Here is a 16,825-nt window from a genome sequence, read left to right on the forward strand (position 1 = left end):
ATAGTATTCTTTTATGATAGATTTATAAATATAAAACTAGAATTTACATAAAAATCCATCATGGTAAATATACTTATCTATAATGGGTATACAGCTAACGAGGGGGAGAACGATGAGAAGACGTAATACGCAAGCGTTCACGTTTTTAGCATGGACTTCATTTGTTTGTGCGCTTTCAGGTATGCTAATTGGGATTTATACGTTAGATGAAACGCTTAGTGTAAAAGGATACTATTTAATTGGAACATTATTTTTAACGATGTCTTGTTTTGTATTACAAAAAACAATTCGTGATAATGAAGAAGATAACGAGAGATTTCCGAAAAATAAACCGTTAGATAAAGAGTAAATTGTAAAGAAAGGCATTTGCCTTTCTTTTTTTATGTAAAAATGGCGTAAGTACTCTGTGTTGACTTGCTTGAAGTACTGAAAATTTGGTATCATCAATAGTATTGTAGATTGAACGATATATTATGGAGGTGGCCTAGCCGTGTCAAGAATTTCCGTTGAGAATGTAAAGCACGTAGCACATTTAGCACGTCTTGCAATTACTGATCAAGAAGCAGAAAAATTTCAAAAACAACTAGATGCAATTGTTACATTTGCAGAACAGTTAAATGAATTAGATACAACAGATGTAAAACCAACAACTCATGTATTAACTATGAAAAATGTTATGCGTGAAGATGTACCAGAAAAAGGTTTACCAGTCGAAGAAGTATTAAAAAATGCACCGGATCACAAAGATAATCAAATCCGTGTTCCAGCAGTATTAGAATAGAGGAGGGGAATTTCGATGTCATTATTTGATCATTCAGTATCAGAGTTACATAAGAAGTTAAACAACAAAGAAATTTCCGTTACGGATTTAGTAGAAGAATCTTACAAACGTATTGCGGATGTTGAAGATAACGTAAAAGCTTTTCTTACATTAGATGAAGAAAATGCACGCGCAAAAGCGAAAGAATTAGATGCAAAAATCGGCGCTGAAGATAATGGTTTATTATTCGGTATGCCAATTGGTGTAAAAGATAACATTGTAACTAACGGTCTTCGTACAACTTGTGCGAGCAAAATGTTAGCAAACTTCGATCCAATTTATGATGCGACAGTTGTGCAAAAGCTAAAAGCTGCTGACACAATTACAATCGGTAAATTAAACATGGACGAGTTCGCAATGGGTTCTTCAAATGAAAACTCAGGATTCTACGCTACGAAAAACCCATGGAACTTAGATTACGTTCCAGGCGGATCTAGTGGTGGTTCTGCAGCAGCTGTAGCAGCAGGAGAAGTACTATTCTCTCTAGGTTCTGATACGGGTGGTTCTATCCGTCAGCCAGCTGCATATTGCGGTGTTGTAGGTTTAAAACCAACTTACGGACGCGTATCTCGTTACGGATTAGTAGCATTCGCATCTTCACTTGACCAAATCGGACCGATTACACGTACAGTAGAAGACAATGCATACTTATTACAAGCTATTTCAGGTATTGACCGCATGGATGCAACTTCTGCAAACGTTGAAGTTGGAAACTATTTAGCTGGTTTAACAGGCGATGTTAAAGGTTTACGCATTGCTGTACCGAAAGAATACTTAGGCGAAGGTGTTGGCGAAGAAGCTCGTGAGTCAGTACTAGCTGCTTTAAAAGTATTAGAAGGTATGGGCGCAACTTGGGAGGAAGTATCTCTTCCACACTCTAAATACGCTCTAGCAACGTATTACTTACTATCTTCTTCTGAAGCATCTGCTAACCTTTCACGCTTTGATGGCGTGCGTTACGGTGTTCGTTCTGATAATGTAAATAACTTATTAGATCTTTACAAAAACACACGTAGTGAAGGTTTCGGTGATGAAGTTAAACGTCGTATTATGCTTGGTACATTTGCTCTTAGCTCTGGTTACTATGATGCATATTACAAAAAAGCACAACAAGTACGTACATTAATTAAGAACGACTTTGAAAATGTATTTGCTAACTATGATGTTATTATTGGACCAACAACACCAACTCCGGCATTTAAAGTGGGAGAAAAAGTTGACGATCCAATGACAATGTATGCAAATGACATTTTAACAATCCCAGTAAACTTAGCGGGTGTTCCAGCGATTTCAGTTCCATGTGGATTCGGTACTAACAACATGCCACTTGGTCTACAAATCATTGGTAAACACTTCGATGAAGCGACAATTTACCGCGTTGCACATGCGTTTGAGCAAGCAACAGACTATCATACAAAAAAAGCAAGTCTGTAAGGAGGCGAGCATAGATGAATTTAGAAACAATTATTGGTTTAGAGGTTCACGTTGAGTTAAAAACAAATTCGAAAATTTTCTCTGCGAGTCCAACAGAATTCGGAGCGGAGCCAAATACACAAACAAGTGTAATTGACTTAGGATACCCAGGGGTACTTCCTACTTTAAATAAAGAAGCAGTTAACTTTGCAATGAAAGCTGCAATGGCATTAAACTGTGAAATCGCAACGGAAACGAAGTTTGACCGTAAAAACTATTTCTATCCAGATAACCCGAAAGCTTACCAAATCTCTCAATTTGATAAGCCAATTGGTGAAAATGGTTGGATTGAAATCGAAGTAGACGGTAAAAAGAAACGTATCGGTATTACACGTCTTCATTTAGAAGAAGATGCTGGTAAATCAACGCATACAGCTGATGGTTCATTAGTAGACTACAACCGTCAAGGTATGCCTTTAATCGAGATCGTATCTGAGCCAGATATGCGTACGCCAGAAGAAGCATATGCATACTTAGAGAAGTTAAAATCAATCATTCAATATACTGGTGTATCTGATTGTAAGATGGAAGAAGGTTCCTTGCGTTGTGATGCGAACATTTCTCTTCGTCCAGTTGGACAAGAAAAGTTCGGTACAAAAGCGGAACTGAAAAACTTAAATTCATTCACTTACGTACAAAAAGGTCTTGAGCATGAGCAAGTGCGCCAAGAAAAAGAATTGTTATCTGGTGGCATCATCCAACAAGAAACACGTCGTTATGATGAAGCAACGAAGAAAACAATCTTAATGCGTGTGAAAGAAGGATCTGACGATTACCGTTACTTCCCAGAGCCAGACTTAGTTGAACTTTACATCGATGATGAGTGGAAAGAAGCAGTTCGAGCTTCTATTCCAGAACTTCCAGATGCACGTAAAGCTCGCTACGTTGCAGAACTAGGCTTACCAGCTTATGATGCACACGTGTTAACATTAACGAAAGAGATGTCTGATTTCTTTGAAGCAACTGTTGCAGACGGTGCTGATGCGAAATTAACATCGAACTGGTTAATGGGTGAAGTACTTGCATACTTAAACAAACAACAAAAAGAATTAAAAGACGTTGCATTAACGCCTGCTGGTTTATCTAAAATGGTTCAATTAATTGAAAAAGGTACAATTTCTTCTAAAATCGCGAAGAAAGTATTTAATGAATTAATTGAAAAAGGTGGAGACCCAGAAGAAATCGTTAAAGCGAAAGGTCTTGTTCAAATTTCTGACGAGGGTACACTTCGTAAAGTTGTAACAGAAATTCTTGATAATAATGAGCAATCTATCGAAGACTTTAAAAACGGTAAAGACCGTGCAATTGGCTTCTTAGTTGGTCAAATTATGAAAGCTACAAAAGGACAAGCAAATCCACCGCTTGTTAACAAAATCTTACTTGAAGAGATTAATAAGCGATAATAGTAGTGACTTTTAAAGATTAAGCAGAAAAACACCCGTACATGGGTGTTTTTCTAGGTTAATCAAACGTTTGTTTAAATGAGACAAAATCGTTTAAACAAACGTTTGATTAACTGTCAAAAGTGGAAAAATGTTTGTATAGCAACTATGGTATGATAGTTGCAAAAAGGTGGGAATAATGATAAATCTAAACATAGAGGTTTTTTTCATCTCATGAAATAATAGATAGTTATTATTCGTTATATGCAAATTTTTATGGAAGAATGGATAGAAATAAAGTGAAACTTTAATCAGTAGGAGGTTCATCCAACACTGATTATGAGCCCTCACCAATCGGGCATTTACTGCCCGCAAATAGCGGGATAAATTTTTTGGTCAAATAAAAAAACCATTGAAATGAATATTTACTTTTGATGGACTACACGAATCGGGTTCTTACTGCCTGTTTGAGCGGGATAAAAGAAGGATAGCAAGATGAGAGGAGGTAGGCATGGGAATACTGAATAGAAGTTCAGTATGTTCTTTTTCGATACATAAAGAAATTTCCTGTGCTAATAAATGATGAAGCGAGCAAGAATTATTTATAATCCTACTTCTGGGCGTGAGCTATTTAAGAAGAGCTTACCAGAAGTATTACAAAAATTAGAACAAGCTGGCTATGAGACATCTTGTCATGCGACAACGGGTCCTGGAGACGCTACTGTGGCGGCGAGGCAAGCTGCGGATCGTAAGTTTGATGTTGTTATTGCGGCTGGTGGCGACGGTACGTTAAATGAAGTAGTAAACGGTTTAGTTGGGCATGAATTCCGTCCGAAATTTGGAATTATTCCAGTTGGAACGACAAATGACTTTGCACGTGCGATTGGTGTACCTCGTTCTATTGAAGAGGCAGCAGATATTATTTGCGAAGGAAAAACAGTGCCATTAGACCTTGGTAGAGCGAACGATACATATTTTATTAACATCGCTGGTGGCGGTCGTATTACAGAATTAACATACGAGGTACCGAGTAAGTTAAAGACAGTATTAGGACAACTTGCTTATTACCTAAAAGGTATCGAGATGTTACCATCATTACATCCAACATATGTTGAAATTGAGTATGATGGAAAATTACTACAAGAAGAAATTACGATGTTTTTAATTACGAATACTCGTTCAGTAGGTGGATTTGAAAAGGTAGCACCGTATGCATCTATTAACGATGGGTTATTTGACCTATTAGTACTGAAAAAAGGTTCTATCGCTGATTTGATTAAAGCAGCAACACAAGCACAACGTGGTGAACATATTAACAATCCAAAAGTGTTATATACACAAGCGAACCGAATTAAAGTACATTCACCAGATAAACTAATGATTAATTTAGATGGTGAGTATGGTGGAGATGCACCGATGGAATTCGAAAATATATATCATTGTTTAGAACTATTTGTTCCTGAACATCAAGAGGATGCCCTGTAAAGGCATCCTTTTTTACTTTGTTAAAATGAATTGTAAATTGGGAGTTAGTTTGATTTTTATGGTATTTTTACAATTCTTTTATTTTACATCCATATTTTATTGATACACTGGAGGAGATAAGAAACGAGAGGTAGGATGCTATGGAGAAGGTAAAAGCAATACTATTTGATAAAGATGGGACATTAATGGATTTTCATTCAATCTGGATAAAAGTAGCTGAAGAACTTGTAGCTGAATGTATAAGTTTATATCATTTACCAAGTGCAATAGGGCAGACCTTATTAGAAGAGATTGGTGTAGAGGGAGCATTTGTTAATCCGAGGAGTGCAATAGCTGCTGGAACAAGCCTTGATGTAGCGAAGGGGCTTTGTAATTATATTGAGTCTGCTAGAGAAGAAGAGATGCATCAGTGGGTAAGTGAGAAGTTATTTTCCCTTATGTATGAGCATCGTTCGCATATGAAAATGACAGCGGATTTACCGAAAGTGTTACAGGCATTAAAAGATAAAGGATTTATATTAGGGGTTGTCACGGCGGATGATTTCGCACCAACAGAATTATTTTTAAAACAATATAAGTTGGAGAACTTTTTTGATTATATTATAGCCTCGGATACATTCCTTGCGCAAAAACCAGATAAAAAGATTATAGAAGTGTTTTGTGAGAAATTTAATTTAGAATCATGTGAGGTTGCGGTTGTTGGAGATACGCCAACTGATTTACATTTAGCTAAAAATGGCGATTGCTATGCAATTGGGGTGCTATCTGGTACGGGAGACCGTCCAACATTAGAACCACTTGCTGATTTAGTGTTAGATTCTGTTGGAGAGTTTATTTCTCAATCGGGTGAGTTTTTCTGGGAGAAAGAAAAGTCTAATGTGTAAGGAAAATAAGTCTATAAAGACTCTTAATGAGTCTTTATAGACTTATTTTTTATGACTGGATACAAAGAATATAGGATAAATGCTAGAAAAGAAAGTTGGCATATATTTTGCAATAAGAAGAGAAAACAATGTAAAGAAAAGGATGGGGTACGCAATGAACACAAAAAAATTTGCTAAAGTAAATGAACAAATTCCAGGACCGAAAGCGGCATCTTTATTAGAACGCCGTCAAAATATAGTACCAAAAGGAGTAAGTAACGGCATCCCAACGTTTGTACAATCTGCAAATAGTGCTCTTGTAACAGATGTTGATGGCAATCAGTACATTGATTTTGCAGGAGCAATCGGGACAATTAACGTAGGACATTGTCATCCAACGGTTAAAGAAGCGCTCCATAAACAAGTCGATCAATACATTCATACTGGATTTAATGTCATGATGTATGAGCCATATATTGAATTAGCAGAAAAGCTTGCGGCATTGGCACCAGGAAGTTTCGATAAGCAAGTCCTGTTTTTAAATAGTGGTGCAGAAGCAGTTGAGAACGCGGTGAAGATCGCTCGTAAATATACGAAGAGATCTGGTATTATTGCATTTTCTAAAGGCTTCCACGGGCGTACATTAATGACAATGACGATGACAAGTAAAGTGAAGCCATATAAATTTGGGTTTGGTCCATTTGCTCCAGAAGTATATAAAGCGCCATTTCCATACGAATACCGTCGCCCAGAGGGATTAACGGAAGAGCAGTATGATGATTTTATTATTGAAGAGTTTAAGAACTTCTTCATATCGGAAGTAGCACCAGAAACAATTGCAGCTGTTGTAATGGAACCTGTTCAAGGGGAAGGTGGATTTATCGTCCCAAGTAAGAAATTTGTTCAAGAAGTACGCCGCATTTGTTCAGAGAACGGCATCTTATTTGTAGCGGATGAAATACAAACAGGCTTTAGTCGTACAGGAAAATATTTTGCAATTGATCACTATGATGTCGTTCCAGATTTAATTACAGTGTCTAAATCATTAGGGGCTGGTGTACCGATAAGTGGTGTCATTGGACGTAAAGAAATTATGAATGAATCTGCACCAGGTGAACTTGGTGGAACGTATGCAGGAAGTCCATTAGGATGTGCAGCTGCATTAGCTGTTCTCGATGTAATAGAAAATGAGAAATTAAATGATAGAGCGATAGAATTAGGAAAAGTCGTAATGAACCGATTCGAAGAGATGAAAAATAAATATCATTGCATCGGTGATGTGCGTGGGTTAGGAGCAATGTGTGCATTTGAGGTCGTTCAAGATCGTAAGACGAAAGCACCTGACAAAACGTTAACGGCTAATCTATGTGCAGAAGCAAATAAGCGTGGGTTACTTTTATTATCAGCAGGAACGTATGGAAATGTTATCCGTGTGTTAATGCCTTTAGTTATTACAGATGAGCAACTTGAAGAAGGTTTAACAATAATTGAAGAATCATTGCAAGCTTGTTATGAGCAAACGAACATCGCTCGCGTTTAAAAACGGAAGTATAAATAGCAAACATTCTAGCTGACTCTATATTAAATGCAGAAAATTCACTTTATAATAAAGATAGTGAAGTGGATCGATGGATTTGAAGTTAGGGGTGGCTAGGATGGTTGCAGAAAAGGAACGAGTGTTAATGGATTTAAAAGATGTATTTGAATATGCGTTTGACGAAATTTTTGTTACAGATGAGCAAGGGATCGTTGTGCGTGTAAATAGTACATGTGAAAGGCACTACCAACTAGCTGCAGAAGAGTTAGTTGGTAAGCATGTAAAAGAACTACAAAAGGATGGAATCTTTTATCCATCAGCGACATTAGAAGTGATTGAAAAAAAGAGGCCAATTGAACTCGTTCAAACTACAAAATCAGGAGAGTATTTACACGTTCGTACAAGGCCTGTTTTTGATGATGAGGGAAATTTAAGAAGAGTGATTAGTTATTCTCGCGACCTTACTGAACTCTATCAATTACGTCAAAAGGTAGAGGAAATGGATAATCAGCTAAAAACATATAAAAAAGAATTAAGAGAAACATATGAGCATGAAGGACTTATTTTTAAAAGTCTAGCTATGCAAAAAATAGTCGATACAATCAAAAAAGTATCTGTAGTGGATAGTACTGTTCTCGTTTTAGGCGAGACTGGAGTAGGAAAAAGTCGATTAGTACGCCATTTACATGAAGTGAGTCATCGGAAGAATGAAAGTTTCTATGAAATTAATTGTGCGGCATTACCAACTAATTTAATTGAATCGGAGCTCTTTGGATATTCAGGTGGATCTTTTACAGGTGCGAATCGTGAAGGGAAAAAGGGACTATTAGAATCCGCGCATAAAGGAACTCTTTTTTTAGATGAAATCGGTGAAATGCCGATTGAAATTCAAGCGAAGCTTTTGCAAGTATTGCAAGAAAAAACATTTCGTCCTATAGGCGGAAGAGAATTAAAAAAAGTAGATGTTCGAATTGTGGCGGCAACAAATAGAGATTTAAGCGAGATGGTGAAACAAGGAACATTTCGGAAAGATTTATACTATCGTCTGAATGTCATTCCAATTGTAATTCCCCCGCTTAGGGAGAGAACAGAAGATATTTTACCGCTTATTTATCATTACTTGCAGCACTTTAATAAAAAGTACGGACGTGATGTGAAACTAGCACCGGGTACATTACAAATGTTTGTCGGATATCCGTGGGAAGGAAACAATAGAGAGATAGAGAATGTAATTGAGAGAATTGTTATTACTGTCGATGATGTTGTAACGGTAGAGGATTTGCCACTCTCTATGCAAGAGGCTGCAGTTGAACAATCGGGGCAAAGCCTTTATAAAATGCTGGAAGAGGTAGAGAGAAATATTATTCTTAAAGCGTATAAAACGTATGGATCAAGTTATAAAGTGGCTGAGTTTTTGCAAATTAGTCAATCTGCTGCTACTAGGAAAATTAAGAAGTTCATAGAGGAGGAAGAAAACATTGGATAAAAAGGCGACTTTCGTAAGTATAGATAAAAAGGCGATGTATATAAATGGTGAGTGGATTACACTACAAGAACAAATTGAAGTAAATAATCCTGCGACGAAGGAAATATTTGCAACTGTACCAAAAGGCGGAGTAACAGAGGCAAAGCAAGCTGTTGATGCTGCGCATGAAGCTTTTAAAACGTGGTCTAAGTTAACGGCAGCAGATCGTGCCACGAAGTTAAAAAAGTGGTTTACGCTTATTGATGAAAATAAAGAAGAGATCGCAGCGATTATGACGAAGGAACAAGGAAAGCCGTTTGCAGAAGCGCTTGGTGAAGTAAATTATGCAAACAGTTTTGTTGAATGGTATGCAGAAGAGGGGAAACGCGTATACGGTGAAATGATTCCTGCTTCTCATCCGAATAAGCGCATTTTAGTTATGAAGCAACCAGTTGGCGTTATGGCAGCTATTACACCTTGGAACTTCCCAGCTGCTATGATTACGAGAAAGGTAGCCCCAGCGCTTGCAGCAGGCTGTACAGCCGTTGTGAAACCGGCAAGTCAAACGCCATTAACTGCATTGAAATTAGCTGAATTAGCCCATGAAGCAGATATTCCAAAGGGTGTAATCAATATCGTAACAGGTAGTGCAAAAGCAATTGCTGATACATGGATGGAAGATGGTCGCGTTCGAAAAGTGTCCTTTACAGGGTCAACGGAAATCGGGAAAGAGTTAATGGCTAGTGCGGCGCAAACGATGAAAAAAGTTTCGCTTGAGTTAGGGGGACACGCTCCGTTTATCGTAATGAATGATGCAGATTTAGATAAAGCAGTAGAAGCGGTGATTGGTTCGAAATTCCGTAATGCAGGACAAACGTGTATATGTACAAACCGAGTATTCGTTCAAGAAGAAGTATACGAAGTATTTGTAGAGAAGTTCCAAAAGGCAGTAGGGCAGTTGAAAGTAGGAGACGGTTTCGGTGACGGAACGACTGTCGGGCCACTTATTGATGAGAATGCAGTTTCAAAAGTACAAGAACATATTGAAGATGCTATTCAAAAAGGTGGAACAGTTTTATATGGTGGTCAAAAGGTCGCAGAGTTAGAGGGACATTTCATTCAACCGACTGTAATTGGGTTGGCAAATGATACGATGCTTTGTATGAATGAAGAAACATTTGGGCCAGTGGCACCAGTTGCGAAATTTAAAACAGTTGATGAAGTAATTGAACGTGCAAATAATACACCATACGGTTTAGCTGCGTATATTTTCACGAAAGACATTAGCCAAGCATTCCAAATTAGTGAAGCGCTAGAGTACGGTATTATTGGTCTAAACGATGGTCTTCCATCAGTTGCACAAGCACCATTCGGTGGATTTAAAGAAAGTGGTATCGGCCGTGAAGGAGGCCATTTTGGCATCGAGGAATATTTAGAAATTAAATATATTTCATTAGGACTATAAGTAGTATACTAGAATCTCTATAAGGTAACAGAGAAGGAGATTCTAGTATGGTATATTGGCTATTATTACTTGTTACAATTATTTTTGAAGTAGCTGGAACAATCGCAATGAAACTATCAAATGGTTTAACAAAGCTCGTTCCAAGTGTACTTATTTTCGTATTTTATGGAATTTGTTTCAGCGTGTTTGCTATCGTCGTTAAAAAGATTCATTTAAGTATTGCTTATGCCATTTGGTCTGGCGTTGGAACGTTACTTATTACAATCATTAGTGTTTACTTTTTTAAAGAGCATATTAGCTTATTCCAAGCATTTTGTATTCTCTTTATTGTTTTGGGTGTCATTGGGCTTAAGGTTTCATCGGCATCATGAAAGCTATCTTTTGTAGAAGATAGCTTTTTTCTATTTGTGCAGTTAGCAATTAATACGACAAAATATGACAAGAAAGAGTAAAGCGTTTTGTTATGATACATATGAAATATTGTCTTATGTGGAGGAAAGAGTATGTTAAAAAAGGTGAGTCAAATTGTTTTAATTTTTGGCATAGCTTTTAGTTTAAGTGCTTGCACTGAGACTAAAGATAGTAATGAAAGTAAACAAGAAGATGTTCAAGATAAAGTGTATAAAATAGGGGAGACAGTAGACGTAGATGGTTTGCAAGTAACTATCGATTCAGTTGAATTAGGATATCCGGATTATGATGAGGATAAAAAGAAAGAAGAGATTTTGGGGGTTGTTTTCAAAGTGGAAAATAATAGTGAAAAGGAAATACCTTTTGCATTTTATGAATTTGAGATTACCGATAAGAAAGGTACAAGATTTAAAGAATATAATAACCCTGATAGCTTTATTAGTAAAAAGTTAGCACCAGATGAAAAAATCCAAGATATCATGCTATTTGATGTAGCGAAAGAAAATACGTATATCGCTACGTATAGACCGGAGTTTACGCGTGAAAATAGAACGATAAAATTTGAATTGAAACCAAATAAATAAAAAACACATTGGATTATCCAATGTGTTTCTTATGGTAATTAATTTAAAACGCCCAGTTACCTTTACGGAAGATAGGCTCATGTCTGCCATCAGCTGTAATACCATCGATATCAAGCTCAGCGGATCCAATCATGAAGTCGTTGTGTGTAATACTAGCGTTTGCGCCGTTTTCAGCAAGTTCTTCTTTAGACATTGTTTTTCCGCCAACTAAGTTAAATGCATAAGCATTTCCGATTGCAAGGTGGCAAGATGCATTTTCGTCAAATAGTGTATTGTAGAATAAAACATTTGTGTTTGAAATTGGTGAGTCATGAGGTACTAAAGCTACTTCTCCTAAGAAGTGAGAACCTTCATCTGTTTCTACTAAATGTTTTAAAGCTTCTTTACCAGCTTCAGCTTTATAGTCTACGATACGTCCGTTTTCAAATGTTAACGTGAAATTATCGATAATATTACCTGCAAATACTAACGGTTTTGTACTAGAAACTTGGCCGTTTACACCTGTTTTAAGTGGCATTGTAAATACTTCTTCAGTTGGAATATTAGCCATAAATGGTACGTTCTTTTCATTTAAGCTACCAGCACCAGCCCATACATGTTTTTCTGGAAGTTCGATTGTTAAATCTGTTCCAGGACCTGTATAGTGAAGAGCTTTATAATGCTTTTCGTTTAAGTAATCCACTTTTGTATGTAATGTTTCATCATGTTCTTTCCATGCTTCTACAGGATTTTCTAAATCAGCGCGAGTAGCTTTGAAAATAGCATCCCATAACTTTGCTTCTTGTTCTTCTGGCGCTACGTCAGGGAATACTTTCGCAGCCCATTCTTTCGTAGGAACAGAAATTACACACCAGCTTACTTTATCGGCTTGTACGTAATCACGGTATACTTTCATCGCTTCTCCAGCTACTTTATGAGCTGTTGCGATACGTGTTGCTTCTACACCTTTTAATAAATCAGGGTTTTCTGCATAGATAGACATAAATGCAGCGCCTTCTTTTGCTAATTCTTCACGAGCATGTGCTTTCCAAGAAGGGAATTCAGAGAAAGCTTCTTCAGGAGCTAGATCGAACTTTAAGCGTGTTAACGTCTCATCATTCCAATCCACATATACGTGTTTTGCACCAGATTTATATGCTTTCTCTGTAACGAGGCGTACAAATTGTACAGCTTCAAGAGGTGCACTAATTGATAAAGTTTGTCCAGGTTGAATATTAACACCAACATTAACTGCAAGAGCAGCATATTTCTCTAACGTTTGTTCAAATGACATATGTATAATCTCCTTTAATTTGAAAGATTTCTTACTATATATAATACAAGAAAATTCTAAAAATATATATAAATATAAAGTAAAAAGAGAGCTCAAAATGTATTGAGCTCTTACATTTACTTAATTGAAGAAGCAAACTGCTCTACAGTCGTTGTATGGTGTATACGAACGCGCTTCATCTTTAACAATTCATCAGGTTCACCCTTCGTAATGAATTGCCCAGGCTTTGTCGTCGTCGCAAATTGATAATACTTCTTCGTTTCTGCAACAACCTTATCATCTACATGACCGAATGGATAAGCAATCGCGATAACAGGCTTACCTGTTATTTTTTCTAGCTTTTCTTTTGAACCTTTTAACTCTTCCTCATAGTTTGTAATTTTCGGCAAGTCTGCATGTGTTGCAGTATGAGATTGCACCGAGAAAATGCCGGAATCAACCATTTCTTTTATTTCAGAAGTAGACAATGCTCCTTCTACATCAACGTTATCAACAATCATATATTCTGTTGCTGCCGGTTTAAAAGTATCATCTTTTAGCTTTTGTAAAACGCGAAATGCATTCATATTATTTTTCATACCGTCATCAAATGTAACGAAAATCGGCTTATTTACTTTATTTATATCGCCCCAGCGTTCAAACGTTAACAGCGTATAACCATTGTCCTTTAAATGTTTCATTTGTGCTTCAAAGTTAGCTGGTGATACGAATAAGTCTTTAATACCTTGACCATGATAATCATCAATTGCGTGATACATAAGAACAGGAACCTTTTGTTCGAAAGTAATAGTAGATTTCGTAAGCGGGATTGTTTTCCCAGCTTCTTTCATTCCTGTTGCTTCAATTTGGAACTCACCGCGTTTTCCTTCAAATTCCTTTATATCAAAAGGAAGTGTGAATTGTTTCTCTTTTTCTTTAGAAGAAAAAGATTTAGCACTTTCCTTGCCATCAGCTGTGCGCCAAATTTTATATTGTACTTCATTTAAAGAATCTTTTATGTCTGTAATATGAATACTTGTGTTTGTAGATTCGTGTGTAACTGCATTATATGAGATTTTACCTTGTTTTTGCACAGTCTCTTCTTGTTTCTTAATCCCTTGAGCCGTTTTCTCTTTTTTAGGTTCTGGACTTACATTGTTAGTATTACAGCCTGCTAGAATGGCAGACGTACATAAAGCAATTGCTGCGTATTTTCTCATGAAAATCACCTTCTATTGTGTAGTATGTTGCATATTGACATTAAAATCCCCACCGCTATAAGAGTGGTGGGGATATACCCTTGTTCATCATATCATTTGAAGAAAATGAGGGGAATATGATTTTTAGGAGGCTATTAAGGTAATAGATTAGTGACTTTGAATAGATGTATTTTTTTGTTTCTTATGAGAATTAATAATAATATAACCGACTACAAAGATAAGAGGAATAACGAAGACATAGATAGGCATTCCCCATACATAATAGCTTTTCAGCGTTAAGACTAGTAAATGTAAGAAATCGAAAATTGCGTGGGCTTTCATAATATCCTCCAATGGTTTTTTTGAAAATTATAACATTTTAAACTTGTTATTTGTATAATTTGGAAAGTGATTTAAGCTAATTTTAAAGTAAGAAGAAGACTTATTAATATGCAATTTTGCATACAGATATGGATTTTATTAAAATATAAAGATTTTATACTATAATAAAAACCGCTATAAAACTAAGTAAGAATAATGTATGGAGTGGAGAATAGAAATGAAATATAAAAAAATAATATATATCTTTTTCATATCACTATTTATAGTTGGTTGCCAAAGTGAAGTGAGTAAAGCGAATAGTGTGGAAGAGTATATTCCATCGCATCTTATGAATGCGGAAGTGACGGCGGATATTATGACACTAGAGATGGATCGTGATACACGTAAAAAAGTAGAGGTTATTACTAAAAAGATGAGTGATCATGTGAAGAATGATAAAGAGTGGTACGTAAACTACATATCAGGGCATATAGATAAACAGGTGAAGCCGTATCATCCTAACTTTGGTATTACAGAAGAAGAATATCACTTTTTTAGAAACGCCGTTGAGAATAGTAGTTTATCTAATACAAGTGATGGAAAACTTCAATTTAAGCAAAAAAGTAACCATGAAATTGAAATTGTTTCAAGTAGAAACCTAGAACTATTCCAGCATCTAGTAATTGATACAGAGAAGAATATAATAAAAACTTCTTTTGGAGAATGTCAGTATGTTGGAGAAATAAAGCCATCTTCAGAAAAAAGAATATTAGGTCGAGTGAATGGAAAACAATGGATGTTACAAAAAGGAAATTTAATCTATTTATTCTCTTTAGGAAAGCTTGAAGGAGAAGATAAATCTGTTATGGTTATTTCAGTAAAAGGCATACACGAAGGAAAACTTATTAGTAACGAGGAAGTAGTCGAATTCCGTTCGATTTCATAAAGAATCAAAAAAATCACCTTACTCGTTAAAGTAAGGTGATTTTTTATTAAATAAACAATCCAGCGATTGTCGCAGATAAAATAGAAGCAAGTGTTGATGCAAATAGCATTTTCCAACCAAATTTAGAAACAACGCTTCCTTGTTTTTCAGAAAGGGCACGGATTGTACCAACGATTGCACCAATTTGGCTAATACTTGCGAAGCTAATTAAGAATACTGTAACGATTCCAACTGTACGTGGAGCTAATGTTGTAGCTGTGTCTTTTAAATCAAGGATTGCTACAAACTCATTTAAAACAATCTTCGTACCCATAATACCACCAGCTGGGATAATATCTTGAGTTGGAATACCCATTAAGAATGCGAATGGAGAAAGTACGTAACCGAAGATTTGTTGTAAAGTAACAGCATGTCCCATTGCGCCTGAAGCTGCACTAATTACGTAGTTTACAACTTCCATCACACCGATAAAGGCGATCATTAATGCGGCAACGATACCAGCGACTTTTAAACCATCAAGCGCACCGTTAATCATTGCGCCGATAAAGCTGTCTCCGAATAGAGTTCTATCAAATTTCTGAATCACTTCATCTTCTTTTTTCGTATCAACTGGTGTTAATAACGAACAAACGATTAAGCTTGAGAATAAATTTAGCGGAAGAGCTGCTAGCACGTATTTTGCATCTAACATCATTACGTATGATGCTGTAACAGAAGCAGAAACGGAGCTCATCGCAGAACAACAAATGATAAACATACGGTTTTTATTGAAATGCTGTAAATCGTTTTTAATAACGATTAACGCTTCACTTGAACCGAAGAATACAGAGTTTACTGCATGGAATGACTCAACGCGTGGCAAACCAGTAATTTTTGAAATTGCACCGCCGACAACACGAACGATGAATGGTAAAACACCTAAATAACTAAAGATTGAAAGTAGTGCTGAGAAAAATACGATAATTAATAATACGTTTAAGAAAAAGACAAAATCTCTGTGAATTCCATTAAAGAGAAAATCGACACCTGTCGTACCAAGTTTAATTAGTTTGTTGAAAACTTTACTAATGAAAATAATGATTTGTTGACCAACCTTTGTAGCAAACATAAACCAACCGATTAAAATTTGGAAACCAATCATAATTGCAATTGCACGGAAGTTGATTTTACTTTTGTTGTTTGACAAAGCAAAACATAAACCTAACACGGCAAGAATACCGATAATGCTCATTACATATTGCATGTAGTTGCCCCTTTCAGAAGTTCGTATAAAGTTTGTACATAAAACGCTCGTTATATTACTAAAAATAAAAGAACGAGGTTTTATGTCATACGTAAGATGTCTGACCTTTTAGAAAAATAAAAAAAGACCCATATGGATTCACTTTCATCTATGAGAGAAAGCTAATCAATATGAGTCCTTTTTTGCGCATAGGCTAATATTCATTAGTTTTCCCCATAGTCCAGCAATTTAAGGTTGCCGGGTAGAAACTCTCGATCCATATTATCAAGTATATATGAGGTAACATCGTCCGTATTAAATTAGTAGTAGCGTAACATTAACAGAGAAGTATCGTCAATAGCTTTTTTTCTTCCAATAGAAAAAGACCATATAAGTATGA

The 16,825-nt window shown here is 36.2% G+C and carries 16 protein-coding genes and 1 riboswitch; of the genes, 12 read left to right on the forward strand and 4 right to left on the reverse strand.

Annotated elements, in window-relative coordinates; translation table 11 throughout:
• Nucleotides 1-112: 112 nt before the first annotated feature.
• The 11 genes from OXT04_RS17485 to OXT04_RS17535 all read left to right on the forward strand — a co-directional run bounded on the left by OXT04_RS17485 (nucleotide 113) and on the right by OXT04_RS17535 (nucleotide 11,485).
• Nucleotides 113-349 carry a YiaA/YiaB family inner membrane protein gene (locus OXT04_RS17485; protein ID WP_001254393.1) on the forward strand — a complete coding sequence of 79 codons (237 nt, stop codon included), beginning with the start codon at nucleotides 113-115 and terminating at the stop codon, nucleotides 347-349.
• Nucleotides 350-490: 141 nt separating this feature from the next.
• Complete coding sequence (gene gatC / locus OXT04_RS17490; protein WP_000086999.1) at nucleotides 491-781, forward strand: Asp-tRNA(Asn)/Glu-tRNA(Gln) amidotransferase subunit GatC; 291 nt, start codon at nucleotides 491-493, stop codon at nucleotides 779-781.
• A gap of 15 nt (nucleotides 782-796) precedes the next feature.
• A complete protein-coding gene (gene gatA / locus OXT04_RS17495; RefSeq protein WP_097821978.1) occupies nucleotides 797-2,254 on the forward strand; it encodes an Asp-tRNA(Asn)/Glu-tRNA(Gln) amidotransferase subunit GatA in 1,458 nt (485 codons plus the stop codon).
• A gap of 14 nt (nucleotides 2,255-2,268) precedes the next feature.
• Complete coding sequence (gene gatB, locus OXT04_RS17500; RefSeq protein WP_001047685.1) at nucleotides 2,269-3,696, forward strand: Asp-tRNA(Asn)/Glu-tRNA(Gln) amidotransferase subunit GatB; 1,428 nt, start codon at nucleotides 2,269-2,271, stop codon at nucleotides 3,694-3,696.
• A gap of 558 nt (nucleotides 3,697-4,254) precedes the next feature.
• Nucleotides 4,255-5,160, forward strand: a complete 906-nt coding sequence (locus OXT04_RS17505; RefSeq protein WP_000977679.1) for a diacylglycerol kinase — start codon at nucleotides 4,255-4,257, stop codon at nucleotides 5,158-5,160.
• A gap of 140 nt (nucleotides 5,161-5,300) precedes the next feature.
• Nucleotides 5,301-6,044 (forward strand): HAD family hydrolase, encoded by a 744-nt coding sequence (locus tag OXT04_RS17510; protein WP_267416323.1) that lies wholly within the window; start codon nucleotides 5,301-5,303, stop codon nucleotides 6,042-6,044.
• Nucleotides 6,045-6,198: 154 nt separating this feature from the next.
• Nucleotides 6,199-7,563: a 4-aminobutyrate--2-oxoglutarate transaminase gene (gabT, locus tag OXT04_RS17515; RefSeq protein WP_267416325.1), complete on the forward strand. Its 1,365-nt coding sequence runs from the start codon at nucleotides 6,199-6,201 to the stop codon at nucleotides 7,561-7,563.
• Between the two features lie 115 nt (nucleotides 7,564-7,678).
• Nucleotides 7,679-9,046 (forward strand): sigma-54 interaction domain-containing protein, encoded by a 1,368-nt coding sequence (locus OXT04_RS17520; RefSeq protein WP_098509092.1) that lies wholly within the window; start codon nucleotides 7,679-7,681, stop codon nucleotides 9,044-9,046.
• Nucleotides 9,039-10,490, forward strand: a complete 1,452-nt coding sequence (gene gabD, locus OXT04_RS17525) for an NADP-dependent succinate-semialdehyde dehydrogenase (protein WP_000358137.1) — start codon at nucleotides 9,039-9,041, stop codon at nucleotides 10,488-10,490. The genes OXT04_RS17520 and gabD overlap by 8 nt, the downstream gene beginning before the upstream one ends.
• Nucleotides 10,491-10,537: 47 nt before the next feature.
• Nucleotides 10,538-10,861, forward strand: a complete 324-nt coding sequence (locus OXT04_RS17530) for a DMT family transporter (RefSeq protein WP_000263262.1) — start codon at nucleotides 10,538-10,540, stop codon at nucleotides 10,859-10,861.
• A gap of 132 nt (nucleotides 10,862-10,993) precedes the next feature.
• Complete coding sequence (locus OXT04_RS17535) at nucleotides 10,994-11,485, forward strand: DUF4352 domain-containing protein (protein WP_071714717.1); 492 nt, start codon at nucleotides 10,994-10,996, stop codon at nucleotides 11,483-11,485.
• Between the two features lie 43 nt (nucleotides 11,486-11,528).
• Here OXT04_RS17535 and OXT04_RS17540 read toward each other — a convergent pair whose 3' ends face one another.
• From OXT04_RS17540 to OXT04_RS17550, 3 genes are all read right to left on the reverse strand, one after another.
• The gene (locus OXT04_RS17540) at nucleotides 11,529-12,758 is read right to left on the reverse strand and encodes an aminopeptidase (RefSeq protein WP_267416328.1); all 1,230 of its coding nucleotides are present in this window, start codon (nucleotides 12,756-12,758) and stop codon (nucleotides 11,529-11,531) included.
• Nucleotides 12,759-12,874: 116 nt separating this feature from the next.
• Nucleotides 12,875-13,957 carry a polysaccharide deacetylase family protein gene (locus OXT04_RS17545; protein ID WP_001233714.1) on the reverse strand — a complete coding sequence of 361 codons (1,083 nt, stop codon included), beginning with the start codon at nucleotides 13,955-13,957 and terminating at the stop codon, nucleotides 12,875-12,877.
• Nucleotides 13,958-14,104: 147 nt separating this feature from the next.
• A complete protein-coding gene (locus OXT04_RS17550; protein WP_000643593.1) occupies nucleotides 14,105-14,278 on the reverse strand; it encodes a hypothetical protein in 174 nt (57 codons plus the stop codon).
• 217 nt (nucleotides 14,279-14,495) lie between these two features.
• Between OXT04_RS17550 and OXT04_RS17555 the strand changes: the two genes are divergently transcribed.
• A complete protein-coding gene (locus OXT04_RS17555; protein WP_000875603.1) occupies nucleotides 14,496-15,203 on the forward strand; it encodes a hypothetical protein in 708 nt (235 codons plus the stop codon).
• A 46-nt stretch (nucleotides 15,204-15,249) separates the two neighbouring features.
• Here OXT04_RS17555 and OXT04_RS17560 read toward each other — a convergent pair whose 3' ends face one another.
• Nucleotides 15,250-16,446, reverse strand: a complete 1,197-nt coding sequence (locus OXT04_RS17560; RefSeq protein WP_001200494.1) for a NupC/NupG family nucleoside CNT transporter — start codon at nucleotides 16,444-16,446, stop codon at nucleotides 15,250-15,252.
• A gap of 196 nt (nucleotides 16,447-16,642) precedes the next feature.
• A riboswitch (purine riboswitch) is annotated at nucleotides 16,643-16,744 on the reverse strand.
• Between the last annotated feature and the right edge of the window lie 81 nt (nucleotides 16,745-16,825).

Source organism: Bacillus sp. GC_Bacil_1, assembly GCF_026540675.1.
In the GTDB taxonomy this organism is placed as follows: Bacteria; Bacillota; Bacilli; order Bacillales; family Bacillaceae_G; genus Bacillus_A; species Bacillus_A cereus.